A 25,592-nucleotide genomic window follows, 5' to 3' on the forward strand; every position below is an offset into this window, starting at 1 on the left:
GTGTGGGTGCGGCACGCGCGCTGCGAGGAGACTGCCGGCATGGATGCGATCCGCAACGTCTTGGTCACCGATGCCACTGGGGCGGCCAGCACGCGCCATCGTCTGGTGGCCTCGAGCGACTGGGACGAGGTGCAGCATTGGTGCCGGCGGGTTTACATGCCGTACCAGGCGGCGCCGGTCGGCGCGGCGCGCCAGCCTGATTCCATCCTAGATGCCGTCCGCATCGGCCATTTCACGCTCAGCCGTTTCAGCTACGGTATCCCCGTGCACCTGACGGAGTTCTCCGCACAGGCGGGAACGGGGATGGTGCTGACCACGCTGCGCGGCGCGATCCGCCACTGGTCCAGCGGCTCCGAGTACAGCGACACGGGCGTCGGCGAGGCCTTCTTGGTCGACAACTCGCGCACCCATTACTGGCTGGATGCCGACCCAGAGCACCTTCAGGTTAACCTCACCTTCGAGCACGACGCGATGGCGGCACTGCACGAGCGCTGGTTCGGCCGGCCGGCCGACGAGCGGATGTGGACACGCAAGTTCCGCTTTGGCGGCAGCCAGTCGAGCTGGATCCAGCTGCTGTCCTACGTGTGCCGCTGCATCACGGAGATGCCCGACGCCGTCGAGCGCGGCCCGTTGGGGCGGCACCTCGAGGAGATGATCGGCCTGCACCTGTTGACGCTGTGGCGCCAGCAGTTGGAGCGTCCGACCGAGCCAACGGTCCATCAGATGGCGCCGCGGCATGTGCTGCTGGCCGAGCAGCACATGCGCGAGCATGCCCACGAGGCGCCCACCCTGAGCGAGCTAGCGCACAGCGCGGGGGTCAGCGTGCGCACATTGAGCGCGGCGTTCCGCGAGTACCGGCATTGCACGCCCATGCAGGCGTTGCGCGAGATGCGGCTGCAAGGAGTGCGAGCGGAGCTGCTCGTCGCCGTGCCTGGCGCCAAGGTGCGCGATGTGGCGGCGGCCTGGGGCTATGCGAATTTCGGGCTGTTCGCAGCCAGCTATCGCAGCCGGTTCGACGAGTCGCCTTCGGTCACGCTGGGGCGGCGGTGAGGCACCCGGCGTGATCCGGCCCGCGGCCGCCCGCCTAGCAGACCTACCAGAGGTAGAGCTGCAGGGTCTTGTCGCCTACGCGCGGCGGGATGTGGGCGAGCAGTTCGCGGTGGTCGGGGAAGTTCGTCGCACTGCGCGCGACGAAATCGTCCACGGCGGCCAGGTCGTGTCGGGCTTGATGCGCTGTCGGCGGCTGCAGCTCGTCAGGAAAGATGCCCATGCCGGCCAGCAGCGCATACCAGGACACGATGGGATAGCCCTGCCCGAAGCGGCCCGCCTTGAGGCCGGCAGCCAGCGGCTTGCGCGACATCCATGTCATCAGCACACCCTGCAGCGACTCTGACAGGTGCATGTTCTCGGCGTTGGCGCGCCAGTAGTCGGTATCGGTGCGCGAGTTGGTCTTGTAGTGCGCCACGATGTAGTCGCGCGTGTTCTCGAAGCGAGTGCGCATGGTCTCGTTGAAGGCGTCCTGCGCGGCGGGGCCGAGGTCGCGCCTTTCCAGCACATCAACCAGCATGGCGGCCGTCCGTTGCACGAAGAGCAGGGCGGTAGCTTCGAGCGGCTCGATGAAGCCCTGCGACAGGCCCACGGCGACGGCGTTGCGGTTCCACTGCTTCGCCATTCGGCCCACGCGCATCTTCAGGTGGCGGGCCGGTGTGTCCGCTTCGAGCAGGCCGAGATGGCGACGCAGTTCCGTCTCGGCCTCATCGGCCGAGCAGTGGGCGCTGCTGTAGACGTATCCGTTGCCGCGGCGGTTGGTGAGAGGGATCTTCCAGGCCCAGCCGTGGCGGAGCGCGGTGGAGACGGTCTGCGACTCGATGGGCCCATCAAGGGGCGTCGGCATCGCGATGGCCGCGTCGTTGAACAGGTTCTCGGCAAAGGGGATGAACGGTGTCTGCAGCGCTTGGCCGATCAGCAGCGAGGCGAAGCCGGTGCAGTCCACGAAGAAGTCGGCGGCCAGCGCTTCGCCATCGTCCAGATGCAGGCGGGCGATGTCACCGTGCTCGTCGAGCTTTACCTGGCGGACATGGCGCTGCAGATGGACGACGCCTCGCGCCTGTGCCTTGGCGGCGAGGAACTGGCCCAGCAGCGTCGCGTCGAAGTGATACCCGTACCAGACGTCGAAGGGGAAGCTGGCCAGCGCCCGTGGCCCACGGGCCTGACGGGCGAGTGCCGCCGCGACGAAGAAGCGGTCAGGGTGGGCGTGCACTTCGGCGCCGTCCAGCCGCGCATGCACGTTGTCGACGAACTGGTGCATGGTCATGTTGTCCAGCATCGACGCGAAGGGGTGGAAGTAGCGTTCGAAGCCAGGCCGGGTGGACCACTTCTCGAAAGTGATGCCGCTCTTATAGGTGGCGTTGCAGGCGGGCATCCATTCGGACTCCTCGATGCCTAGGGCGTCGAAGAAGCCACGCAGCCAGGGCGTCGAGCCTTCGCCCACGCCGATGATGCCTACCTGGGTGGACTCCAACACGGTGACCTTCAGGCGCGGGCCGTAGGCGGTGTTTGCCAGCATCAGCGCCGTCATCCAGCCCGCCGTGCCGCCACCGACGACGCAGACGTGCTGCACCGGCGGCTGCGTATCGGTCGTGCCGCCTGCAGGCCGCATGGTGATGTGCTGGTTGAAGATGGTGGCGGTGTCGCTCATGGGCAGATCAAAACAGAAAAGGGGAACGTGCTCCACACGTTCCCCTTCGTTGGGTGGTCGGACTCCGTATTCCGGGCCGAGCGCCGAGCCACTCCCAAGCCGGCCCGCCTAGCGATGTGCTCGCGGCTCAACGCCGTGAGCATCGCCGTCCACTCGGGGGCGTTGGCCTGACACATTGAGCCCAGTGAGCTCGATGTTCCTGCCAAAGCGCTCGTCAGTACTTGATGCGGGCGGTCAGATAGAACTGGCGGCCGTTTCTGTAGATGGCGCGCGGCTCGGACTTGAAGTCGCCGTAGTACTTCAGGATCGGATCGTTCAGGTTCTGCGCGTCAAGGCTGAAGGCGAAGTGGTCGTTGAGCTTGTAGCCCAGCGACGCAGACAGCACGCCGACACCGCGTTGGAAGTAGTCGGTGCCACGGTCCCGACCCAGGAAGTTGTCCGAGTTGTAGCCGTAGTTCAGGCGTGCCGAGAACTGGTCGTTCTCGAAGAAGCCGTTCAGGTTCGCGGAGTGTTTGACCGCACCGCGCAGCACGTGGCCGGTCACATCGTGTGCGTCGGCGTAGGTGTAGTTCGCGCCGATGCCGAAGTTGTTGTAGACCGGGGTCTCGAACGCGAACTCCAGGCCCGTGACGCTGGCCTTACGGTTGATCTGGGTCGTCAGGTCGAACGGAGCCGTGACGCGCTGGTTGGTCGGCGAGCCCTGCTGACCACCGGCGGGCGTCACGTCCGTGGACGCGATCACGCGCTGGATGCCGTCCGTGATGTAGCTGCCGATGTTCATATGGAACGCACCCATCGATACGAAGGCGCGCGGCGCGAAGTACCACTCGATGTTTGCGTCGAAGTTGGTCGAGCGGATCGGGTCGAGGTCGGGGTTGCCGCTCGTGCCGGTGCCAACCGCCTTGCCGGTCGGGTCAGAGTAGCCGCCCAGGAGCTGGGCTGCAGACAGGGCCGTGTAGTCGGGCCGGGTAAGTGTGCGCGACAGTGACAGGCGGGCCACCACCTTGGGCGTCACGTCAATCCGCAGACTTGCGCTGGGCAGAGCGTCCGTGTAGGAACGGTCATGGAAGGTCTGGTAATAGCCCGTGGGATCTGTCCAGTTGGGGCCTACGGCTGCGAATGCGGACGGAACGTAGCCCGGCAGCGTCTTGTCACTGGTGGGCACCCAGACCAACGTGCTGGACTTGGTGCGCACTAGGCGCAGGCCCACGTTGCCGCTCCAGCCTTGCCCCTCCAGATTGCCCTGCACGTAGCCAGCGGTCGTCTTTTCCTTTACGGAATACTCGTGTGTCACCATGCGACGTGAGATGTCGCGGTTGGCGTACTTCGCGTTGTAGGCGGCCAGCGCTTCAGCCGTCGGGTAGCTGATGCCGGTGGGGAAGCCACCGCCCAGCCCGCTGCCGAAGTTGCCGGGATAGGTCTCGGTATAGGCGGAGGCGGGGAGAGGATTGGCGAACGGATCGGTGCCCCAGTTCGGCCCCTGGTTCACGATCGGGCCGTCGGTATAGCGGTCGTGCTTGGAGCCGCGCAGGCCAAACTTCAGGCTGCGCAGCATGCCGGCGTCCAGTGTGTACTCCGCATCCAGCTGGGCCCAGGTGTCCTTGTCCTGCACGACGACGTTTTGGTCGCCAAAGATCCAGTCAGTGCCTGACGGCTTCAGCGCAGACGCGTTGGCGTTGCCGATGTTGAACGCCGGCGCTTCGCCGCTTCCCTTGAGTTGGAAGCCGCCACTGGACGCGGTGATGTCGCCCTCGTAAACGTCCTGGCTGAGGGTCTTGCCCTTGCCGCGCGACGTGCCCGCGTTGCCCGAAAGCTTCAGCGCATCGCTGACCTTGAAGGAGCCTTCCAGGTTGATGAAATTGGTCTCGGCAGAGGCCTTGCGCGAGATCAGGTCATAGACACCGATGATCGTGGGCGTCGCAAATGTGTAGTTGGCCGACGTCAGGATGTTGGTCGCAGGGTCGATCGAGAAGTTGGTGATGGAGGGGCTGCGGCTCAGTGCCCACTGGTTGGACAGCATGTAGTTGCGGTTGTAGTTGTCCGCATCCATCTTGGACGAGAACCCAGTCAGGGTCAGGTCGACATCGTTGTTCGGCTTGAACTGTGCGCTGATGACGCCGCCCTTGCGCTCGCGCTCTTGGGTGAACAAGGCCGAGCCCATCAGGTTGGGGAACAGCGTGCCGGCGGGAATACCGGCGGCGACGGCCGCAGGATTGGTGGCGGCGGTAACAGGGGTCAGCGACAGCGCGCCGTCATGGGCGAAGGTTTCGACGCCATCGCGGCGCAGATGGCGCTTCTCATCGAAGGCCTGCACCAGTACGCCGAAGGTCTTGGATTCGTTCTTCCAGGCAAGCAGCGCGCTCAGCTGCGGGTCGGTTTTCTTGGCGAGGTCGGCGTAGACGGCCCCCACGCTGGCTTCGAAGGTCAGCGTCTTGGCGAAGTCCAGTGGCTTGCGGGTAATGATGTTTACCGCTCCGGCCGTTCCGCCTTCGATGTCGGAGGCCGAAGCGTTCTTGTGCACCTCGACACGGCTCACCAGTTCGGACGGCAGGAGCGAAAAGCTCACGCTGCGGCCGACGCCGGCGCCGGTTTGATCCAGCACGAACCAGTCGCCGTTGGCGACCGAGTGGCCGTCCAGCAGCGTCTGTGTCAGGCTGGGGTTGGTGCCACGCAGGCCGACGCGGTCACGTTCGTCGAAGCCACCCGAACCACCGGAAGGGCTATTCAGGATGGTCACGCCGGGAATGCGGGCCAGCGAGTCGGCCACGTTCTTGTCGGGCATCTTGCCGATGTCTTCGGCGGAGATGACGTCGATGTGGGTGTCGGCATTGCGCTTGACGCTGAGCGACTTCTCTTGCGACGCGCGGATGCCGGTGACCGTGACGGTATCGAGTTGTTGGGGGGCCTGCGCTTGCTGGGCCAGGGCGACGCCGCTGGCGCCGAGCAGAGCGATGAACACCGCCTGCGAGATGGGGGTCTGCTTGACCTTCATTTACTGTTCCTCGTTGTGGCCATTGATTCAGGGCGGCGGTGTCTGCTTCGGGTGTGTTGCATACCACCTTCGGTCCGGTTGCCGCCTCATTTGCCCTTGTGAGGGGTCGGCAACCAGTGTCATGCCACTGTAGCGATTGATAACGCCACTTTGCTACCAATTTCTAATGAGGAGTTTCCCGAGTGCAGGCTGCGGGCCCTTGTGCGCTGCATGTTTCCCCTATGGATGGGCCTTTTGGGTGCTTGCACTGGCATCTGATTGGTATTGAATTGGTGCTTGCTGACTTTGCGAGTTGTTGTGCCCTGACGACGAGGAGCTTGTGTTTTGGCTCGGCCTGGGCGCTTGTGTTGCGTCGACGTGTTGTGGGTGGCCGCGATCTGGTTCGGGATTGGTTGCTTGCTGCCGGCGCGCGCAGGTTTCGGGCGGCCTGCGCTGCGGGTGTTGAGCCGTGGGCGCGGGTGTGGGCGCCCTTGATGGGTGTGTCGCGGCGGGAGTGCGGGTGGCGGTGTGCGTCCGCGTTTTGGTCGACTCTTTTGTTCTTCTTGTCGCCGCCTCTGTTGCGCCCTCGCTGCCCTGTGCTATAGTTGCGGGCTTGCCTCAGGAGGGGTGGCCGAGTGGTTAAAGGCAGCAGACTGTAAATCTGCCCGCATTGCGTACGCTGGTTCGAATCCAGCCTCCTCCACCAAGACTTGCTAGTCGCGAGTGCAAGGCGTGTTGGCTCCCAGGGCGGGAGTAGTTCAATGGTAGAACCTTAGCCTTCCAAGCTAATGACACGGGTTCGATTCCCGTTTCCCGCTCCATCGAGGGTGGCTTGGTCGGCAGACGTCGACACCGGTTTGCCGGCCAGTTCCTGGCGTCAAACCCGTGCCGATGCCCATGTGGCTCAGTGGTAGAGCACTCCCTTGGTAAGGGAGAGGTCACGCGTTCGATCCGCGTCATGGGCACCACCCTTTCTTTTTCTTCTACTCGTCTCAACGGGTTCGCCTCAGGAGCGCAAGATGGCAAAAGGCAAGTTTGAACGGACCAAGCCGCACGTGAACGTGGGTACGATTGGTCACGTGGACCACGGCAAGACGACGCTGACGGCGGCGATCGCGACGGTGCTGTCGAAGAAGTTCGGCGGCGAGGCGAAGGCCTACGACCAGATCGACGCAGCGCCGGAAGAGAAGGCCCGCGGCATCACGATCAACACCGCGCACGTCGAGTACGAGACGGCCAACCGCCACTACGCCCACGTTGACTGCCCCGGCCACGCCGACTACGTCAAGAACATGATTACCGGTGCCGCCCAGATGGACGGCGCCATCCTGGTGTGCTCGGCCGCTGACGGCCCGATGCCCCAGACCCGTGAGCACATCCTGCTGGCCCGCCAGGTTGGCGTGAAGTACATCATCGTCTTCCTGAACAAGTGCGACATGGTCGACGACGCCGAGCTGCTGGAGCTTGTCGAAATGGAAGTGCGCGAGCTGCTGAGCAAGTACGACTTCCCTGGCGACGACACCCCGATCATCAAGGGCTCGGCCAAGCTGGCTCTGGAAGGCGACACGGGCGACCTGGGCGAGCAAGCCATCATGCGCCTGGCCGAAGCGCTGGACACCTACATTCCCCAGCCGGACCGTGCCGTTGACGGCGCCTTCCTGCTGCCGGTGGAAGACGTGTTCTCGATTTCGGGTCGTGGCACGGTGGTGACCGGTCGCGTCGAGCGCGGCATCATCAAGGTCGGTGAAGAAATCGAAATCGTGGGCATCCGCGAAGTCCAGAAGACCACGGTCACGGGCGTCGAAATGTTCCGCAAGCTGCTGGACCAAGGTCAAGCGGGCGACAACGTCGGCATCCTGCTGCGCGGCACCAAGCGCGAAGACGTCGAGCGTGGCCAAGTGCTGGCCAAGCCCGGCACGATCAAGCCCCACACCCACTTCACGGCTGAGATCTACGTTCTGAGCAAGGAAGAGGGCGGCCGTCACACCCCGTTCTTCAACAACTATCGTCCCCAGTTCTACTTCCGCACGACGGACGTGACTGGCGCGGTGGAGCTGCCCAAGGACAAGGAAATGGTCATGCCTGGCGACAACGTCGGCATCACCGTGAAGCTGATCGCCCCCATCGCCATGGAGCAGGGCCTGCGCTTCGCCATCCGTGAAGGCGGCCGTACCGTCGGTTCGGGCGTCGTCGCCACGATCCTCGAGTAATTTTTTTCGGGCCACAGGGGCATAGCTCAATTGGCAGAGCGTCGGTCTCCAAAACCGAAGGTTGGGGGTTCGAGACCCTCTGCCCCTGCCAGCAGTCGCTGATCACGACGGCTGGTTTTCCTGGCAACAAGCATCGGCCCGCGAGAGCGATCTCAGCGGGCCTTGCTGCTGATGGCTACCTGCCGCGGCAGCGTCAGAACAGTCGCCTTCGGGGCGGCGCGTGAAAGTGAAGTGATGGCGAATCCTCCCCAAGTCGAAACCGTGACCAGCGGCGCTGACAAGGCCAAGTTGGCTGTTGCAGTGCTGTTGCTGATCGGCGCGCTGGCGGCTTACTACGGCCTGTCCAAGCAAGGTGCGCTGGTGCAGTGGGGCGCGCTGTTCGTCCTGCTGGCGGCCGGCGTGGCGGCTTTCTTCACCTCCGAGCATGGCAAGGCGCTGATCGCTTACGGTCGCGACTCTGTGCGCGAAGTCAAGAAGGTCGTCTGGCCGAGCCACAAGGAAGCGCGGCAGATGACGGCCTATGTGTTCGCCTTCGTCGTCGTGATGGCGCTGTTCCTGTGGATGACCGACAAGACGCTGGAGTGGGTGCTGTACGACCTGATCCTGGGCTGGAAGCGCTGATCGCAAGGAATCCTCATGTCTGAAGAACAAGTCGTCACGACCGAAGCCCCGGTTGGCCCGCCCAAGCGCTGGTATGTCGTCCATGCCTACTCGGGCATGGAGAAGGCCGTCGAGCGCAATCTGCGCGAACGCATTGATCGCGCCGGAATGCAGGACAAGTTTGGCCGCATCCTGGTGCCGACTGAAGAGGTCGTCGAGCTGAAGAACGGCAAGAAGGCTGTTACGGAGCGCCGCTTCTTCCCGGGCTACGTGCTGGTCGAGATGTTCATGGACGACGAGTCCTGGCATTTGGTGAAGCACACCTCCAAGGTGACGGGCTTTGTCGGCGGAGCCAAGAACCGTCCGGCCCCGATCTCGGAGGCCGAGGTCATGAAGATCGTCAACCAGATGCAAGAAGGCGTCGAGAAGCCCCGGCCCAAGGTCGAGTGGACGGTTGGCGAGATCGTGCGCGTCAAGGAGGGGCCGTTCACCGACTTCAATGGCTCGGTCGAAGAGGTCAACTACGACAAGTCCAAGGTGCGCGTATCGGTCACGATCTTCGGCCGCGCCACGCCAGTGGAACTGGACTTCGCTCAGGTCGAAAAGGTCTGAGGCCCTTCTCAGGGTAAACTCTTGGGTTCGGCCGGCGTCCCTAACGCTGGCCCGTGATCAGTCTGCAACGAGAGGCGGACAAGAGGAGCAAAGGTAAGGGCCTCGGTCCGAATCCGATGCGCTAGCACTCAGGTGATCCCGCAGGCCGCGGGTTCACTGGATTGGAGAAAACATGGCCAAGAAAATTGTCGGCTTCATCAAGCTGCAAATTCCGGCCGGCAAGGCAAATCCTTCGCCGCCGGTGGGTCCCGCGCTGGGTCAGCGTGGCCTGAACATCATGGAATTCTGCAAGGCGTTCAACGCCCAGACTTCTGGCGCCGGCTTTGAGCCAGGCATGAAGCTGCCGGTGGTCATCACCGCGTTTGCAGACAAGAGCTTCACCTTCGTGATCAAGTCGCCCCCGGCGACCGTGCTGATCAAGAAGGCTGCCAAGATCGAGAAGGGCTCGCAGCGTCCCCACCTGGACAAGGTCGGCAGGCTGACCCGCGCCCAGCTGGAAGAGATCGCCAAGATCAAGACCAAGGACCTGACGGCCGCCGACATCGACGCCGCTGTCCGCACCATCGCCGGCTCCGCCCGCTCGATGGGCATCATCGTGGAAGGGGTCTGACATGGCCAAGCTCACCAAGAAGCAAAAGGCGCTGGCCGGCAAGGTCGAGTCGACCAAGCTGTACGCGCTGTCGGAAGCCCTGGACCTGGTCAAGAGCCTGGCCACCGCCAAGTTCGATGAGTCCATCGACGTGGCTGTCCAGCTCGGCATCGATGCCAAGAAGTCGGACCAAGTCGTCCGTGGCGCCGTCGTGATGCCCAACGGCACCGGCAAGACCAAGCGTGTCGCCGTGTTCGCCCAGGGTGCCAAGGCTGAGGAGGCCAAGGCCGCTGGCGCCGACGTCGTCGGCATGGAAGACCTGGCTGAGCGCGTCAAGGCAGGTGACATGCCCTTCGACGTGGTCATCGCCTCGCCCGACACGATGCGTGTCGTCGGTACGCTGGGTCAGATCCTGGGCCCGCGTGGCCTGATGCCGAACCCCAAGGTCGGCACCGTGACCCCGGACGTTGCCACCGCCGTCAAGAACGCCAAGGCTGGTCAGGTCCAGTTCCGCGTTGACAAGGCTGGCATCATCCACGGCACCATCGGCCGTCGCTCGTTCGACACCGACAAGCTGGAAGGCAACCTGCGCGCGCTGATCGAGGCCCTGAACAAGGCCAAGCCGGCATCGAGCAAGGGCATCTACCTGCGCAAGGTCGCCGTGTCCTCGACGATGGGCGTTGGCGCTCGCGTCGAAATCGCTTCGATCAACGCTCAGGCCGCCGCAGCCTGAACAAGCGCCAGGCCATAGAGGCCTGGGGCAACGAATCTGTTCGGGGCGAGTCTGGCCCCGGACGACAAGATTGGTGGGGCGCTGAGCCGGTTCGCTGGCGTAGCGCGTCATCCAAGACCGCTGGTGGAGACCCCTTAAATCCTGGTCCTCAAGCAATTGAGGCCGGGGCCAGCGCAGATGGCGGTCCCGCTGAAAGGAATCCGTTCCTGACAGATGGTCGCTGAATCCCTGGAGCTCCAAGGCCGCGAGGCTGCGGGGCAAATGTGAGGAGTAGACCTTGAGTCTCAATCGCAACGAGAAGGCAGCCGTTGTCTCCGACGTCGCAGCGCAAGCTGCCAAGTCGCAGACGCTGGCGTTGGCCGAGTACCGTGGCCTCACCGTGGAAGCCTTGAACAAGCTGCGCGTCGACGCGCGTGCCAAGGGTGTTTATCTTCACGTGCTGAAGAACACCCTGGCCCGTCGCGCCGTCGCCGGCACGCCGTTCGAAGCTGCTGCGGAGAGCATGGTCGGCCCGCTGATCTACGGCTTTTCGGAAGACGCTGTCGCGGCTGCCAAAGTCATCGCTGACTTTGCCAAGACCAACGACAAGCTCGTCATCAAGGGCGGTGCCTACGGCGGCAAGGCTCTGGACGTCAACGGCGTGAAGGCGCTGGCATCCGTCCCGAGCAAGGAAGTGCTGCTGTCGCAAATCGCCGGCCTGCTCAAGTCGCCGGTGCAACGCACCGCGGCCGTGCTGGCAGCCCTGGCTCAGCAACGTGGTGGCGGCGCCGAAGCCGAAGCCCCGGCTGCGGCCTGATCGACGACAAATCACGCGTTCATACGCAAACCATCTGTTATTTAGGAACACATCATGGCATTCGATAAAGACGCTTTCCTGACCGCCCTGGACAGCATGACCGTCCTGGAACTGAACGACCTGGTCAAGGCAATTGAAGAGAAGTTCGGCGTGTCCGCCGCTTCCATGGCTGCTCCGGCTGCCGGTGGCGCTGCTGGCGGTGGCGCTGCTGCTGCTGAAGAGAAGACCGAGTTCAACGTCGTCCTGACCGACGCCGGTGCTCAGAAGGTCGGCGTCATCAAGGCCGTCCGCGAAATCACGGGCCTGGGCCTGAAGGAAGCCAAGGACCTGGTCGATGGCGCTCCGAAGAACGTCAAGGAAGGCATCTCCAAGGCCGACGCCGAAGCCGCTGTCAAGAAGCTGGTCGAAGCCGGCGCCAAGGCCGAGCTGAAGTGATCGCTTGGGGTTGGACCTGCGTGGCAGTTCCGGCCCCGACGACTTGAAAAGGGGTTGCCTCCGGGCTTCCCCTTTTTCGTCTTTACGGGTTTCTCCCCGTAGAGAACAGCTGAAAGAGCCGCGCAGCGTATGATGCGCAGTTCTTTCACGTGTTCTCTGATCCGACTGCAGAGAGCCAGTTTGGTCGGACTTTGGTGCAATGCCAGAGTTGTCCGCCAGCGGTTGGTAGTGGCCAACCACCAAGCTAGGCAGCCGCCCGTTCTGGGCGAGTGAGCCAGCCAGTCGCCGACGCGGTGCGTCCCACGGCCGGGGACGCACTCGATACGGAGTGTTTATGGCGCAAGCAACCCCCTACAGCTACACCGAGCGCAAGCGGATCCGCAAGAGCTTCGGCAAGCGCGAGAGTGTCCTCAACGTCCCTTATCTGCTCACAATGCAGAAGGACAGCTACGTGGCCTTCCTCCAGAAGGACGTAGCCCCCGCCAAACGCAAGCCCGAAGGGCTGCAGGCGGCCTTCCTGTCGGCGTTCCCGATTGTTTCGCACAACGGTTTCGTCGAGATGAAGTTCCTCGAGTTCAACATCGCCAAGCCGCCGTTCGACACCCGTGAGTGCCAGCAGCGGGGGTTGACCTATGCAGCCGCCGTGCGTGCGCGCCTGCAGATGATCATCTATGACCGCGAGTCGCCGCAGGCGAAGACCGTCAAGGAAATCAAGGAACAAGAGGTCTACATGGGCGAAGTGCCCCTGATGACCGACTACGGCTCCTTCATCGTCAACGGTACCGAGCGCGTCATCGTGTCGCAGCTGCACCGTTCGCCGGGCGTGTTCTTCGAGCACGACAAAGGCAAGACGCACTCGTCGGGCAAGCTGCTGTTCAGCGCCCGCATCATTCCCTATCGCGGCTCCTGGCTGGACTTCGAGTTCGACCCCAAGGACATCCTGTATTTCCGCGTCGACCGCCGCCGCAAGATGCCGGTCACGATCCTGCTCAAGGCCATCGGCCTGAAGCCCGAGCAGATCCTGGCCCACTTCTTTGTGTTCGACAACTTCCGCCTGATGGACGTCGGCGCGCAGCTCGAGTTCGTCGCCGACCGCCTGAAGGGTGAAGTCGCCCGGTTCGATATCGTCGACAAGAGTGGTGCCGTCATCGTCGAGAAGGACAAGCGCATCACGGCCCGCCATGTGCGCCAGCTGGAGCAGTCCGGCACGCAGCACATCTCGGTGCCCGAGGACTTCCTGGTCGGCCGCGTGCTGGCCAAGAACATGATCGACGCCGATACCGGCGAGATCATCGCCAAGGCCAATGACGAGCTGACTGAAGCGCTGCTGAAGAAGCTGCGCGCCGCTGGCGTCAAGGACATCCAGTGCCTGTTCACGAACGAGCTGGACGAAGGTGCCTACATCTCGCAGACGCTGGCGTCTGACGAGACCGACAGCCAACTGGCCGCTCGCGTCGCCATCTACCGCATGATGCGCCCTGGTGAGCCGCCGACGGAAGACGCTGTCGAAGCGCTGTTCAACCGCCTGTTCTACAGCACCGACACCTACGACCTGAGCCGCGTCGGCCGCATGAAGTTCAACGCGCGTGTCGGCCGTGACACGCCGGAAGGCAACATGAACCTGTCCAACGAGGACATCCTTGACGTCGTCAAGATCCTCGTCGAGCTGCGCAATGGTCGCGGTGAGGTGGACGACATCGACCATCTGGGCAACCGCCGCGTGCGCTGCGTGGGCGAACTGGCCGAGAACCAGTACCGCTCGGGCCTCGCCCGCATCGAGAAGGCCGTCAAGGAGCGTCTGGGCCAGGCCGAGACCGAAGCCCTGATGCCGCACGACCTGATCAACTCCAAGCCGATCTCTGCGGCGCTGAAGGAGTTCTTCGGCGCGTCGCAGCTGTCGCAGTTCATGGACCAGACCAACCCGCTGTCGGAAATCACGCACAAGCGTCGTGTTTCCGCACTGGGCCCGGGTGGTTTGACCCGCGAGCGCGCCGGCTTCGAAGTCCGCGACGTGCACCCGACCCACTACGGCCGCGTCTGCCCGATCGAAACGCCGGAAGGCCCGAACATCGGCCTGATCAACTCGCTGGCGCTGTATCGCGCAGCTGAACGAGTACGGCTTCCTGGAAACGCCGTACCGCCGTGTCGTGGACGGCAAGGTCACCGACCAGATCGACTACCTGTCGGCCATCGAGGAAGGCAAGTACGTCATCGCCCAGGCCAACGCGACGCTGAATGTCGGCGGCGAGCTGACCGACGAATTGGTGTCCGCCCGTGAAAACGGCGAATCGGTGCTGACCAGCCCCGAGCGCATCCAGTACATGGACGTGGCGCCGACGCAGATCGTGTCCGTCGCAGCCTCGCTGGTGCCCTTCCTGGAGCACGACGACGCGAACCGCGCGTTGATGGGCGCCAACATGCAGCGCCAGGCCGTGCCGGTGCTGCGTCCCGAGAAGGCTTTCGTGGGTACGGGCGTTGAGCGCGTCGCCGCGAAGGACTCGGGCACGGTGGTCGCGGCGCGCCGCGGTGGCGTGGTCGACTATGTCGACACCAACCGCATCGTGATCCGTGTGAACGATGACGAGACTGTGGCCGGTGAGGTCGGTGTCGACATCTACAACCTGATCAAGTACCAGCGTTCCAACCAGAACACCAACATCCACCAGCGCCCCATCGTGCGCCGTGGCGACAAGGTGGCGGCCGAGGACATCATTGCCGACGGTGCCTCCACCGATATCGGTGAGCTGGCCCTGGGCCAGAACATGCTGGTCGCGTTCATGCCGTGGAACGGCTACAACTTCGAAGACTCGATCCTGATCTCGGAACGCGTCATCGCGGAAGACCGCTACACCTCGATCCACATCGAGGAACTGGTCGTCAATGCGCGTGACACCAAGCTGGGTTCGGAAGAAATCACCCGCGACATCCCCAACCTGTCCGAGCAGCAGCTCGGCCGTCTGGACGAGTCTGGCATCGTCTACATCGGTGCCGAGGTGAACCCGGGCGACGTGCTGGTCGGCAAGGTTACGCCCAAGGGCGAAACCACGCTGACGCCGGAAGAGAAGCTGCTGCGCGCCATCTTCGGTGAGAAGGCCTCTGACGTGAAGGACACGTCGCTGCGTGTCGACCAGGGCACCAGCGGCACCGTCATCGACGTGCAGGTCTTCACCCGTGAAGGCATTCAGCGCGACAAGCGCGCCCAGCAGATCATCGACGACGAGCTGAAGCGCTATCGCCTGGACCTGAACGACCAGCTGCGCATCGTCGAGAGCGACGCCTTCGACCGTATCGAGAAGCTGCTCGTCGGCAAGGTCGCCAACGGCGGCCCGCAGAAGATCGCCAAGGGCACCAAGATCGACAAGGACTATCTGGCTTCGGTCGAGAAGTTCCACTGGTTCGACATCCGCCCGGCCGAGGAAGACGTTGCCAACCAGCTCGAGTCGATCAAGAACGCGCTCGACCAGACCCGCCACAGCTTCGACCTCGCCTTCGAAGAGAAGCGCAAGAAGCTGACGCAGGGCGACGAGCTGCCGGCAGGCGTGCTGAAGATGGTCAAGGTCTACCTGGCCGTCAAGCGTCGCCTGCAGCCTGGCGACAAGATGGCCGGCCGTCACGGCAACAAGGGTGTGGTGTCCAAGGTCGTCCCGATTGAGGACATGCCCTACATGGCCGACGGCACGCCTGCCGACATCGTGCTGAACCCGTTGGGCGTTCCGTCGCGGATGAACGTGGGTCAGGTTCTCGAAGTTCACCTGGGCTGGGCTGGCAAGGGCATCGGCCAGCGCATCGGCGACATGCTGCAGGAGCAGTCGAAGGTGGCTGAGCTGCGCAAGCTGTTCGACGAGCTCTACAACCAGAGCGGTGGCAAGACCGAGAACATTGACGACCTGACGGACGCCGAAGTGCTGGAGATGGCCGAGCAACCTTGCCAAGGGCGTGCCCTTCGCGACGCCGGTCTTCGATGGCGCCAAGGAAGAAGAGATCCGCGCGATGCTCAAGCTGGCCTACCCGGACGACATCGCTGCCACGCAAGGGCCTGACGTACACCCGCACCCAGGCCTGGCTGTGCGATGGCCGTACCGGCGAGCAGTTCGAGCGCCCGGTCACCGTCGGCTACATGCACGTGCTGAAGCTGCACCATCTGGTGGACGACAAGATGCACGCCCGCTCGACCGGCCCGTACTCGCTCGTCACGCAGCAGCCGCTGGGCGGCAAGGCCCAGTTCGGCGGCCAGCGTTTCGGTGAAATGGAAGTCTGGGCGCTGGAAGCCTACGGCGCCTCGTACATCCTGCAGGAAATGCTGACGGTCAAGTCCGACGACGTGAACGGTCGTACCAAGGTCTACGAGTCCATCGTCAAGGGTGAGCACGCCATCGAAGCCGGCATGCCGGAATCGTTCAACGTGCTGGTCAAGGAAATCCGCTCGCTCGGTATCGACATCGAGCTCGAGCGCAACTAAGGAAGGAAAAGGAAGACACCATGAAGGGACTACTCGACCTTTTCAAGCAATTCACCCCGGATGAGCATTTCGATGCCATCAAGATCGGCCTGGCGTCTCCGGAGAAGATCCGCAGCTGGTCGTTCGGCGAGGTGAAGAAGCCCGAGACCATCAACTACCGCACCTTCAAGCCCGAGCGTGACGGCTTGTTCTGCGCCAAGATCTTTGGCCCGATCAAGGACTACGAGTGCCTGTGCGGCAAGTACAAGCGCCTGAAGCATCGCGGCGTCATCTGCGAGAAGTGCGGCGTCGAAGTCACGCAGACCAAGGTTCGCCGTGACCGCATGGGTCACATCGACCTGGCGGCGCCGTGCGCGCACATCTGGTTCCTGAAGTCGCTGCCGTCGCGTCTGGGCTTGGTGCTCGACATGACGCTGCGCGACATCGAGCGGGTGCTGTACTTCGAAGCCTACGTCGTCGTCGACCCGGGCATGACCCCGCTGAAGAAGTTCTCGATCATGAGCGAGGACGACTACGACGCGAAGCGCGTGGAATTCGGCGACGAGTTCATCGCGCTGATGGGCGCCGAGGGCATCAAGAAGCTGCTGGAGGAGATGGATCTCGACATCGAGATCGATCAAGCCTGCGCAACGACATGACCGGCTCCGAGCTCAAGGTCAAGAAGAATTCCAAGCGCCTGAAGGTCATGGAGGCCTTCAAGAAGTCCGGCATCAAGCCGAACTGGATGGTGCTGGACGTGCTGCCTGTGCTGCCGCCGGACCTGCGTCCGCTGGTGCCGCTGGACGGCGGCCGCTTCGCGACCTCCGACCTGAACGACCTCTATCGTCGTGTCATCAACCGCAACAACCGTCTGGCGCGTCTGCTGGAGTTGAAGGCCCCTGAGATCATCGTGCGCAATGAAAAGCGCATGCTGCAGGAAGCCGTCGATTCCTTGCTGGACAACGGCCGCCGCGGCAAGGCCATGACCGGCGCGAACAAGCGTGCCCTCAAGTCGCTGGCCGACATGATCAAGGGCAAGAGCGGCCGCTTCCGTCAGAACCTGCTGGGCAAGCGTGTCGACTACTCTGGCCGTTCGGTCATCGTGGTCGGCCCGACGCTCAAGCTGCACCAGTGCGGCCTGCCCAAGCTGATGGCGCTCGAGCTGTTCAAGCCTTTCATCTTCTCGCGTCTCGAAGCGATGGGTATCGCGACGACGATCAAGGCCGCGAAGAAGGAAGTCGAATCCGGTACGCCGGTCGTCTGGGACATCCTTGAGGAAGTCATCAAGGAACACCCGGTCCTGCTGAACCGTGCCCCGACGCTGCACCGCCTCGGCATCCAGGCCTTCGAGCCCGTGCTGATCGAAGGCAAGGCCATCCAACTGCACCCGCTCGTCTGCTCGGCCTTCAACGCCGACTTCGACGGTGACCAGATGGCTGTCCACGTGCCGCTGTCGATCGAAGCGCAGATGGAAGCCCGCACGCTGATGCTGGCCTCCAACAACGTGCTGTTCCCGGCCTCGGGTGAGCCGTCCATCGTTCCTTCGCAAGACGTGGTGCTGGGTCTGTACTACGCCACCCGCGAGCGCACCAACGGCAGGGGTGAAGGTCTGATCTTCTCGGACATCCCTGAGATGATCCGCGCGCTGGAGAACGGCGCGGTGGAGATCACCGCCAAGATCAGCGTTCGCCTGACCGAGTGGACCAAGGACAAGGAAACGGGCGAGTTCGTGCCCGAGACCAAGCTCGTGGACACCACCGTCGGCCGCGCGCTGCTGTCGGAGATCCTGCCCAAGGGCCTGCCGTTCGCCAACATCAACAAGGCGCTGAAGAAGAAGGAAATCTCGCGTCTCATCAACACGAGCTTCCGCAAGTGCGGCCTGAAGGAAACCGTGGTGCTGGCCGACAAGCTGCTGCAAAGCGGCTTCCGCCTGGCCACGCGTGCCGGCATCTCGATCGCCATCGATGACATGCTGGTGCCCGCTCAGAAGCACACGCTGATCGAGCGCGCCGAGAAGGAAGTCAAGGAGATCGAGCAGCAGTACGTCTCCGGTCTCGTGACGGCCGGCGAGCGCTACAACAAGGTCGTGGACATCTGGGGCAAGGCCGGTGACGAAATCGGCAAGAAGATGATGGACCACCTGAAGGTCGAGAAGACGACTGATCGCAACGGCAAGACCGTCGATCAGGAGTCGTTCAACTCGATCTACATGATGGCTGACTCGGGCGCCCGCGGTAGTGCCGCCCAGATCCGTCAGCTCGCCGGCATGCGCGGCCTGATGGCCAAGCCTGATGGCTCCATCATCGAGACGCCCATCACCGCGAATTTCCGCGAGGGCCTGAACGTTCTGCAGTACTTCATCTCGACGCACGGTGCCCGTAAGGGCCTGGCCGATACGGCGCTGAAGACTGCGAACTCCGGCTACCTGACGCGCCGTCTGGTCGACGTGACCCAGGATCTGGTTGTCACGGAAGACGATTGCGGTACCGACAACGGCATGGCCATGCGCGCGCTGGTCGAAGGTGGTGAAGTCATCGAATCGCTGCGCGACCGCGTCCTCGGCCGTGTCGCTGCGATCGACGTCGTCCACCCCGAGACGCAAGCCTCGCTGCTGGCTGCCGGCAACATGCTCGACGAGGACATCCTCGACGTGCTGGAGCAGGCTGGCGTCGACGAGATCAAGGTCCGCACGCCTCTGACCTGCGGCACGCGCTTCGGCCTGTGCGCCAAGTGCTACGGCCGCGACCTGGGCCGCGGTGGCTTGGTCAACGTTGGCGAGGCCGTCGGCGTCATCGCCGCGCAGTCCATCGGTGAACCCGGCACGCAGCTGACGATGCGTACCTTCCACATCGGTGGTGCAGCTTCGCGTGCTGCGGTCGCTTCTAGCGTGGAAGCCAAGTCGGACGGCATCATCGGGTTCAATGCCACGATGCGCTACGTGACCAACGGCAAGGGCGAATTGGTCGTGATTTCCCGTTCCGGCGAGATCATCATTGCCGACCCGCACGGCCGCGAGCGTGAGCGCCACAAGGTGCCTTACGGCGCGGTGCTGAACATCAAGCCCAGCCAGATCATCAAGGCTGGTGTGGTGCTCGCCAATTGGGATCCGCTGACCCGCCCGATCATCACGGAATTCGCCGGCCAGGCGAAGTTCGAGAACGTCGAGGAAGGCGTGACCGTCGCCAAGCAGGTGGACGAGGTGACCGGTCTGTCGACGCTGGTCGTCATCGACCCGAAGCGCCGCGGCGCCGCCAAGGTCGTGCGCCCTCAGGTCAAGCTGTTGGACGCGCAGGGCCACGAGGTCAAGATCCCCGGTACCGACCACTCGGTGGCTATCGGCTTCCAGGTCGGCGCGCTGATCCAGATCCGCGACGGTCAGGAGCTGCTGCCCGGTGAAGTGCTCGCCCGCATCCCGGTCGAAGGCCAGAAGACCCGTGACATTACCGGCGGTCTGCCGCGTGTGGCCGAGCTCTTCGAAGCCCGTTCGCCCAAGGACGTCGGCGTTCTGGCCGAGCAGACCGGCACGGTGTCGTTCGGCAAGGAGACCAAGGGCAAGATCCGCCTGCAGATCACCGATCCGGACGGCAAGGCCCACGAGGAACTGGTGCCGAAGGAAAAGAACATCCTGGTGCACGAAGGTCAGGTGGTCAACCGCGGCGAGCTGATCGTCGACGGCGCGGCGGATCCGCAGGACATCCTGCGCCTGCTGGGCATCGAGGAACTGGCGCGCTACATCGTCGACGAAGTCCAGGACGTGTACCGACTCCAGGGCGTGAAGATCAACGACAAGCACATCGAGGTGATCGTTCGCCAGATGCTGCGTCGCGTGACCATCACGAACCCGGGGGATTCGCACTACATCCTGAACGAGCAGGTCGAGCGCTCGGAGCTGCTGGACACCAACGACAAGCTGCGCAAGGAAGGCAAGATCATTGCCACCCATGCGGACGTGCTGTTGGGCATCACCAAGGCGTCGCTGTCGACGGACTCGTTCATCTCGGCCGCTTCCTTCCAGGAAACGACCCGCGTGCTCACCGAGGCTGCCATCATGGGCAAGCGCGACGAGCTGCGTGGCCTGAAGGAAAACGTCATCGTCGGTCGCCTGATCCCGGCCGGCACCGGCATGGCCTTCCACGAAGCGCGTCGCGCCAAGGAAGCCATGGATGACGCCGAGCGTCGCGCCATCGCGCTGCAGGAGGCCGAGGAACTGGCCGCCGCGCAGATGGCAGGTGTTGACGCCGGCGACGGCTCGGCCGAGTAAGCCGCCGAGGGCCCCGCCCTCCGAAGCCGCCCCGGTTCCGGCCGTGGGCGGCTTTTCTTTTGTGCCTCAGTCCAGCGACCAGCGCTCCGGCGTCAAGATGGCCAGCCCGCGCAAGCGGGCGCGCTTGGCGAGCGCCAGCACCGCCTTGTCGCGTGAAATCAGCCAGCGAGCACGGGCGGCCAGTGCAAGATCGATGAACTTCTGGTCATCCGGGTCGCGGCAGACCAGTCGGCCGGCCAGAGGCTGCGGCGTCGCGGCTGTCGACGGCCAGTGCGTGGGCGTCGAACTGCGCCTCGATGAAGGCCAAGTCGGGGGCGTAGCTGGCGGCCACGCCGCGGCCCAGTACATGCCGGATCTCGTCGCGCATGGCCGGAGCCACGAGCCAGCGCAGCGCACCCGAGGTGAGCGCTGCGGTCAGCGGCTGCACGCGGGTATCGCGAAACACGAGCCAGTCCATGACGACTTGGGTGTCGATGACGATGGCCGGTCGCTCGACGACGGCGGGTGAAGCTGCCGGATCGGCGGGTAGGGCAGGGGCATCCATTCGCCAGCTTACCCGTCCCTACGGGCAGACCCTTGTGTCGAATTCCCTCGGCGGTCTACAATCGTCGGCTCTTCGCCTTTTGGCGGCGTATTGCCTGCGCCAAGCCCTGCGCCATGCGGCGCTTCCGAAAGGCGAGGTTCACTGACTTCAAACGGGAACAAGTCGTTTTATGCCAACCATCAATCAACTGGTGCGCCAAGGTCGAGAGGCCGAGGTCACCAAGTCCAAGTCGCCTGCGATGCAGAACTGCCCGCAGCGCCGCGGTGTCTGCACCCGCGTCTACACCACCACGCCGAAGAAGCCGAACTCCGCTCTGCGTAAGGTCGCCAAGGTGCGCCTGACCAACGGTTTCGAGGTCATCTCCTACATCGGCGGCGAAGGCCACAACCTGCAAGAACACAGTGTCGTGCTGGTGCGCGGCGGCCGTGTGAAGGACTTGCCGGGTGTGCGTTATCACATCGTCCGCGGCTCGCTTGACCTGCAAGGCGTCAAGGATCGCAAGCAGGCCCGTTCCAAGTACGGTGCCAAGCGTCCGAAGAAGTAAATCGTCTGTTCGGGCTCAGCTCGATGCTGACCCAACGTTGTTGCGGCTGCTGAGCGTGTCAGTCAGCCGAGTAAGTGGATGGCCCCAGATGTCGGTGGTTGTCCAGCGGAGTCAGGTCAAGAAGGCCGTCTCCAACTGAAGCAGAAGGAAGAGTGCCATGCCACGTCGTCGCGAAGTACCCAAGCGCGAAATCCTCCCGGATCCGAAGTTCGGTTCCGTTGATCTGTCCAAGTTCATGAACGTCATCATGGAATCGGGCAAGAAGGCCGTCGCCGAGCGCATCATCTATGGCGCCCTCGACCAGGTCGAGAAGAAGGTCGGCAAGGACCCGCTGGAAGTGTTCATGGTCGCCCTGAACAACGTGAAGCCCATGGTTGAAGTGAAGTCCCGCCGTGTCGGCGGTGCGAACTACCAAGTTCCCGTGGAAGTTCGCCCCGTCCGCCGGATGGCCCTCGCCATGCGCTGGTTGAAGGAATCCGCTCGCAAGCGCGGTGAGAAGTCGATGGCCCAACGCCTGGCCAACGAGCTGCTGGAGGCCGCTGAAGGCCGTGGCGGCGCGATGAAGAAGCGCGACGAAGTCCACCGCATGGCAGAAGCCAACAAGGCCTTCTCGCACTTCCGCTTCTAAACCACTGTCTTTCGGCCGCCTCGGGTTTCTACCAACCCGCTGGCGGCTCCTGTCTTCTGGAGCAAACCATGGCCCGCAAAACCCCCATCGAGCGCTACCGCAACATCGGTATCTCCGCGCACATCGATGCTGGCAAGACCACCACGACCGAGCGCATCCTCTACTACACCGGTGTGAACCACAAGATCGGTGAGGTGCACGACGGCGCCGCCACGATGGACTGGATGGAGCAGGAGCAGGAGCGCGGCATCACGATCACGTCGGCCGCGACGACCTGCTTCTGGAAGGGCATGGACATGTCCTACCCCGAGCACCGCTTCAACATCATCGACACCCCCGGACACGTGGACTTCACGATTGAAGTCGAGCGTTCGATGCGCGTGCTGGACGGTGCTTGCATGGTGTATTGCGCCGTGGGTGGCGTGCAGCCCCAGTCGGAAACCGTCTGGCGCCAGGCCAACAAGTACAAGGTGCCCCGCCTCGCGTTCGTCAACAAGATGGACCGCACCGGCGCGAACTTCTTCAAGGTCGTCGACCAGATGAAGACCCGCCTGAAGGCCAACCCCGTGCCCGTGGTGATCCCCATCGGCGCCGAGGACAACTTCAAGGGCGTGGTGGACCTCTTCAAGATGAAGGCCATCATCTGGGACGAGGCGTCCCAGGGCATGAAGTTCACCTTCGAGGACATCCCCGCTGACCTGGTCGAAGTCGCCCAGGAATGGCGCGAGAAGCTGGTCGAGGCCGCTGCCGAGGCCACCGAAGAGCTGATGAACAAGTACCTCGAGACGGGCGACCTGTCCGAGGAAGAGATCAAGCTCGCGATCCGCCAGCGCACCATCGCGACCGAGATCCAGCCGATGCTGTGCGGCACCGCGTTCAAGAACAAGGGTGTGCAGCGCATGCTGGATGCCGTCATCGACTTCCTGCCGTCGCCGATGGACATCCCGCCGGTGCCGGGCACGGACGAAGACGACCAGCCGATCACCCGTCAAGGCCGACGACGATGAGAAGTTCTCCGCGCTGGCCTTCAAGCTGATGACCGACCCCTACGTCGGCCAGCTGACCTTCGTTCGCGTGTACTCGGGCGTGCTGCAGTCGGGCGCGACCGTCTACAACCCGATCCGCGGCAAGAAGGAGCGCATCGGCCGGATCCTGCAGATGCACGCCAACCAGCGTGAGGAAATCAAGGAAATTCTGGCCGGCGACATCGCCGCCTGCGTGGGCCTGAAGGACGTCACCACGGGCGAAACCCTGTGCGACCCGGACACCGTCATCACGCTGGAGAAGATGGTCTTCCCCGAGCCCGTGATCTCGCAGGCCGTCGAGCCCAAGACCAAGGCCGACCAGGAAAAGATGGGTATCGCGCTGGGCCGCCTGGCTGCCGAAGACCCGTCCTTCCGTCTGCGCACCGACGAAGAGTCCGGCCAGACCATCATCTCCGGCATGGGCGAGCTGCACCTGGAAATCATCGTCGACCGCATGAAGCGCGAGTTCGGCGTGGAAGCCAACGTCGGCAAGCCGCAGGTGGCCTACCGCGAAACCATCCGCAAGACCGCGACCGACGTCGAAGGCAAGTTCGTTCGCCAGTCCGGCGGCAAGGGCCAGTACGGTCACGTCGTGCTGACGCTCGAGCCGCAGGAGCCGGGCAAGGGCTTCGAGTTCGTCGACGCCATCAAGGGCGGCGTGGTGCCTCGCGAGTTCATCCCCGCGGTCGAGAAGGGCATCATCGACACGCTGCCGAACGGCGTGCTGGCCGGCTTCCCGGTCGTGGACGTCAAGGCCACGCTGACCTTCGGTTCGTACCACGACGTGGACTCGAACGAAAACGCGTTCAAGATGGCCGCCTCCATGGGTTTCAAGGAAGCCATGCGCCGCGCCAGCCCCGTCATCCTCGAGCCGATGATGGCCGTGGAAGTCGAGACGCCGGAAGACTACGCCGGTACCGTCATGGGCGACCTGTCCAGCCGTCGCGGCATGGTGCAGGGCATGGACGACATGGTCGGTGGCGGCAAGGTCATCAAGGCCGAAGTCCCGCTGAGCGAAATGTTCGGCTACTCCACGTCGCTGCGCTCGGCCACGCAAGGCCGCGCCACGTACACGATGGAGTTCAAGCACTACTCCGAAGCGCCCAAGAACGTTGCCGACGCCATCATCCTGGCGCGCGGCAAGTCCTGATCCGCTTCTGAACTGAATCGTCTTCGCAGCGGCCCGCCCGCTTCGCCAGTCGGCGGGAAACACGGGCGCTGTGGAAACGCTAAACCAACAGACTGGCGAGATGCTCTTTTTGGAGAATTGAAATGGCAAAAGGCAAGTTTGAACGGACCAAGCCGCACGTGAACGTGGGCACGATTGGTCACGTGGACCACGGCAAGACGACGCTGACGGCGGCGATCGCGACGGTGCTGTCGAAGAAGTTCGGCGGCGAGGCCAAGGCCTACGACCAGATCGACGCAGCGCCGGAAGAAAAGGCCCGCGGCATCACGATCAACACCGCGCACGTCGAGTACGAGACGGCCAACCGCCACTACGCGCACGTTGACTGCCCCGGCCACGCCGACTACGTCAAGAACATGATCACCGGTGCCGCCCAGATGGACGGCGCCATCCTGGTGTGCTCGGCCGCTGACGGCCCGATGCCCCAGACCCGCGAGCACATCCTGCTGGCCCGCCAGGTCGGCGTGAAGTACATCATCGTCTTCCTGAACAAGTGCGACATGGTCGACGACGCCGAGCTGCTGGAGCTGGTCGAAATGGAAGTGCGCGAACTGCTGAGCAAGTACGACTTCCCCGGCGACGACACCCCGATCATCAAGGGCTCGGCCAAGCTGGCCCTGGAAGGCGACACCGGCGACCTGGGCGAGCAAGCCATCATGCGCCTGGCCGAAGCGCTGGACACCTACATCCCCCAGCCGGACCGTGCCGTTGACGGCGCCTTCCTGCTGCCGGTGGAAGACGTGTTCTCGATCTCGGGCCGCGGCACCGTGGTGACCGGTCGCGTCGAGCGCGGCATCATCAAGGTCGGCGAAGAAATCGAAATCGTCGGCATCCGCGAAGTCCAGAAGACCACGGTCACGGGCGTCGAAATGTTCCGCAAGCTGCTGGACCAAGGTCAAGCGGGCGACAACGTCGGCATCCTGCTGCGCGGCACCAAGCGCGAAGACGTCGAGCGCGGCCAAGTGCTGGCCAAGCCCGGCACGATCAAGCCGCACACCCACTTCACGGCTGAGATCTACGTTCTGAGCAAGGAAGAGGGCGGCCGCCACACCCCGTTCTTCAACAACTACCGTCCCCAGTTCTACTTCCGCACGACGGACGTGACCGGCGCGGTGGAGCTGCCCAAGGACAAGGAAATGGTCATGCCCGGCGACAACGTCGGCATCACCGTGAAGCTGATCGCTCCGATCGCGATGGAACAGGGCCTGCGCTTCGCCATCCGTGAAGGCGGCCGTACCGTCGGTTCCGGCGTCGTCGCCACGATCCTCGAGTAATCACTGCGTGACCGTGCGCCGGGCGGCTGCCGCCCGGTGCTCACC

15 protein-coding genes, 4 tRNA genes and 3 pseudogenes are annotated in these 25,592 nt (G+C 63.7%); 18 read left to right on the forward strand and 4 right to left on the reverse strand.

Going from position 1 to position 25,592, the window contains the following annotated elements; translation table 11 throughout:
• Window positions 1-39 precede the first annotated feature (39 nt).
• Window positions 40-1,050, forward strand: coding sequence for an AraC family transcriptional regulator (locus QM732_RS27600; protein ID WP_415659287.1), 1,011 nt, complete (start codon window positions 40-42; stop codon window positions 1,048-1,050).
• A gap of 43 nt (window positions 1,051-1,093) precedes the next feature.
• Here QM732_RS27600 and QM732_RS27605 read toward each other — a convergent pair whose 3' ends face one another.
• Both QM732_RS27605 and QM732_RS27610 read right to left on the reverse strand, forming a co-directional pair.
• Entirely contained in the window at window positions 1,094-2,698 is a 1,605-nt protein-coding gene (locus QM732_RS27605) for a tryptophan halogenase family protein (RefSeq protein WP_415659288.1), read from the reverse strand.
• Window positions 2,699-2,912: 214 nt separating this feature from the next.
• Entirely contained in the window at window positions 2,913-5,690 is a 2,778-nt protein-coding gene (locus QM732_RS27610; protein ID WP_415659289.1) for a TonB-dependent receptor, read from the reverse strand.
• A gap of 600 nt (window positions 5,691-6,290) precedes the next feature.
• Between QM732_RS27610 and QM732_RS27615 the strand changes: the two genes are divergently transcribed.
• The 13 genes and pseudogenes from QM732_RS27615 (at window position 6,291) to rpoC (ending at window position 20,343) form a co-directional block, all read left to right on the forward strand.
• Window positions 6,291-6,375 (forward strand) — tRNA-Tyr (locus QM732_RS27615).
• 41 nt (window positions 6,376-6,416) lie between these two features.
• A tRNA-Gly gene (locus QM732_RS27620) sits at window positions 6,417-6,490 on the forward strand.
• 72 nt (window positions 6,491-6,562) lie between these two features.
• A tRNA-Thr gene (locus tag QM732_RS27625) sits at window positions 6,563-6,637 on the forward strand.
• Between the two features lie 51 nt (window positions 6,638-6,688).
• Entirely contained in the window at window positions 6,689-7,879 is a 1,191-nt protein-coding gene (gene tuf / locus QM732_RS27630) for an elongation factor Tu (protein WP_415659290.1), read from the forward strand.
• Window positions 7,880-7,894: 15 nt separating this feature from the next.
• Window positions 7,895-7,970: transfer RNA gene (locus tag QM732_RS27635), tRNA-Trp, on the forward strand.
• Window positions 7,971-8,113: 143 nt separating this feature from the next.
• Window positions 8,114-8,500 carry a preprotein translocase subunit SecE gene (secE, locus tag QM732_RS27640; protein ID WP_415659291.1) on the forward strand — a complete coding sequence of 129 codons (387 nt, stop codon included), beginning with the start codon at window positions 8,114-8,116 and terminating at the stop codon, window positions 8,498-8,500.
• Between the two features lie 15 nt (window positions 8,501-8,515).
• Window positions 8,516-9,091, forward strand: coding sequence for a transcription termination/antitermination protein NusG (gene nusG / locus QM732_RS27645; RefSeq protein ID WP_415659292.1), 576 nt, complete (start codon window positions 8,516-8,518; stop codon window positions 9,089-9,091).
• A gap of 172 nt (window positions 9,092-9,263) precedes the next feature.
• Window positions 9,264-9,701, forward strand: coding sequence for a 50S ribosomal protein L11 (gene rplK / locus QM732_RS27650; protein ID WP_415659293.1), 438 nt, complete (start codon window positions 9,264-9,266; stop codon window positions 9,699-9,701).
• Between the two features lies 1 nt (window position 9,702).
• Complete coding sequence (gene rplA / locus QM732_RS27655; RefSeq protein ID WP_415659294.1) at window positions 9,703-10,413, forward strand: 50S ribosomal protein L1; 711 nt, start codon at window positions 9,703-9,705, stop codon at window positions 10,411-10,413.
• A 277-nt stretch (window positions 10,414-10,690) separates the two neighbouring features.
• The gene (gene rplJ, locus QM732_RS27660) at window positions 10,691-11,209 is read left to right on the forward strand and encodes a 50S ribosomal protein L10 (protein ID WP_415659295.1); all 519 of its coding nucleotides are present in this window, start codon (window positions 10,691-10,693) and stop codon (window positions 11,207-11,209) included.
• Window positions 11,210-11,263: 54 nt separating this feature from the next.
• Entirely contained in the window at window positions 11,264-11,644 is a 381-nt protein-coding gene (gene rplL / locus QM732_RS27665; protein WP_415659296.1) for a 50S ribosomal protein L7/L12, read from the forward strand.
• A 334-nt stretch (window positions 11,645-11,978) separates the two neighbouring features.
• Window positions 11,979-16,103: pseudogene (rpoB, locus tag QM732_RS27670) on the forward strand (DNA-directed RNA polymerase subunit beta).
• Window positions 16,104-16,123: 20 nt separating this feature from the next.
• A pseudogene (gene rpoC, locus QM732_RS27675) lies at window positions 16,124-20,343 on the forward strand (DNA-directed RNA polymerase subunit beta').
• Between the two features lie 66 nt (window positions 20,344-20,409).
• Here rpoC and QM732_RS27680 read toward each other — a convergent pair.
• Together QM732_RS27680 and QM732_RS27685 are read right to left on the reverse strand one after the other, a co-directional pair.
• Window positions 20,410-20,583, reverse strand: coding sequence for a putative toxin-antitoxin system toxin component, PIN family (locus tag QM732_RS27680; protein WP_415659441.1), 174 nt, complete (start codon window positions 20,581-20,583; stop codon window positions 20,410-20,412).
• On the reverse strand, window positions 20,549-20,887 hold the full coding sequence (locus QM732_RS27685; RefSeq protein WP_415659297.1) for a PIN domain-containing protein: 339 nt from the start codon (window positions 20,885-20,887) through the stop codon (window positions 20,549-20,551). Before QM732_RS27685 ends, QM732_RS27680 begins: the two co-directional genes overlap by 35 nt.
• Window positions 20,888-21,056: 169 nt before the next feature.
• Between QM732_RS27685 and rpsL the strand changes: the two genes are divergently transcribed.
• The 4 genes and pseudogenes from rpsL to tuf (QM732_RS27705) all read left to right on the forward strand — a co-directional run bounded on the left by rpsL (window position 21,057) and on the right by tuf (QM732_RS27705) (window position 25,547).
• A complete protein-coding gene (rpsL, locus tag QM732_RS27690) occupies window positions 21,057-21,431 on the forward strand; it encodes a 30S ribosomal protein S12 (protein WP_233395045.1) in 375 nt (124 codons plus the stop codon).
• 157 nt (window positions 21,432-21,588) lie between these two features.
• The gene (rpsG, locus tag QM732_RS27695) at window positions 21,589-22,059 is read left to right on the forward strand and encodes a 30S ribosomal protein S7 (protein ID WP_394386442.1); all 471 of its coding nucleotides are present in this window, start codon (window positions 21,589-21,591) and stop codon (window positions 22,057-22,059) included.
• 68 nt (window positions 22,060-22,127) lie between these two features.
• Window positions 22,128-24,234 (forward strand): annotated as a pseudogene (gene fusA / locus QM732_RS27700) (elongation factor G).
• Between the two features lie 122 nt (window positions 24,235-24,356).
• Window positions 24,357-25,547, forward strand: a complete 1,191-nt coding sequence (gene tuf, locus QM732_RS27705) for an elongation factor Tu (RefSeq protein ID WP_415659290.1) — start codon at window positions 24,357-24,359, stop codon at window positions 25,545-25,547.
• Window positions 25,548-25,592 lie beyond the last annotated feature (45 nt).

Origin of the sequence: Roseateles sp., from assembly GCF_047654805.1 — a bacterium.
Taxonomy (GTDB): domain Bacteria; phylum Pseudomonadota; class Gammaproteobacteria; order Burkholderiales; family Burkholderiaceae_C; genus Pelomonas.

Bases quoted from the DNA above. Each gene is read 5' to 3' on its own strand.
- QM732_RS27600 (WP_415659287.1), top strand. From the start codon at position 40: ATGGATGCGATCCGCAACGTCTTGGTCACCGATGCCACTGGGGCGGCC.
- QM732_RS27605 (WP_415659288.1), bottom strand. From the start codon at position 2,698: ATGAGCGACACCGCCACCATCTTCAACCAGCACATCACCATGCGGCCT.
- QM732_RS27610 (WP_415659289.1), bottom strand. From the start codon at position 5,690: ATGAAGGTCAAGCAGACCCCCATCTCGCAGGCGGTGTTCATCGCTCTG.
- tuf (WP_415659290.1), top strand. From the start codon at position 6,689: ATGGCAAAAGGCAAGTTTGAACGGACCAAGCCGCACGTGAACGTGGGT.
- secE (WP_415659291.1), top strand. From the start codon at position 8,114: ATGGCGAATCCTCCCCAAGTCGAAACCGTGACCAGCGGCGCTGACAAG.
- nusG (WP_415659292.1), top strand. From the start codon at position 8,516: ATGTCTGAAGAACAAGTCGTCACGACCGAAGCCCCGGTTGGCCCGCCC.
- rplK (WP_415659293.1), top strand. From the start codon at position 9,264: ATGGCCAAGAAAATTGTCGGCTTCATCAAGCTGCAAATTCCGGCCGGC.
- rplA (WP_415659294.1), top strand. From the start codon at position 9,703: ATGGCCAAGCTCACCAAGAAGCAAAAGGCGCTGGCCGGCAAGGTCGAG.
- rplL (WP_415659296.1), top strand. From the start codon at position 11,264: ATGGCATTCGATAAAGACGCTTTCCTGACCGCCCTGGACAGCATGACC.
- QM732_RS27685 (WP_415659297.1), bottom strand. From the start codon at position 20,887: ATGGATGCCCCTGCCCTACCCGCCGATCCGGCAGCTTCACCCGCCGTC.
- rpsL (WP_233395045.1), top strand. From the start codon at position 21,057: ATGCCAACCATCAATCAACTGGTGCGCCAAGGTCGAGAGGCCGAGGTC.
- rpsG (WP_394386442.1), top strand. From the start codon at position 21,589: ATGCCACGTCGTCGCGAAGTACCCAAGCGCGAAATCCTCCCGGATCCG.
- tuf (WP_415659290.1), top strand. From the start codon at position 24,357: ATGGCAAAAGGCAAGTTTGAACGGACCAAGCCGCACGTGAACGTGGGC.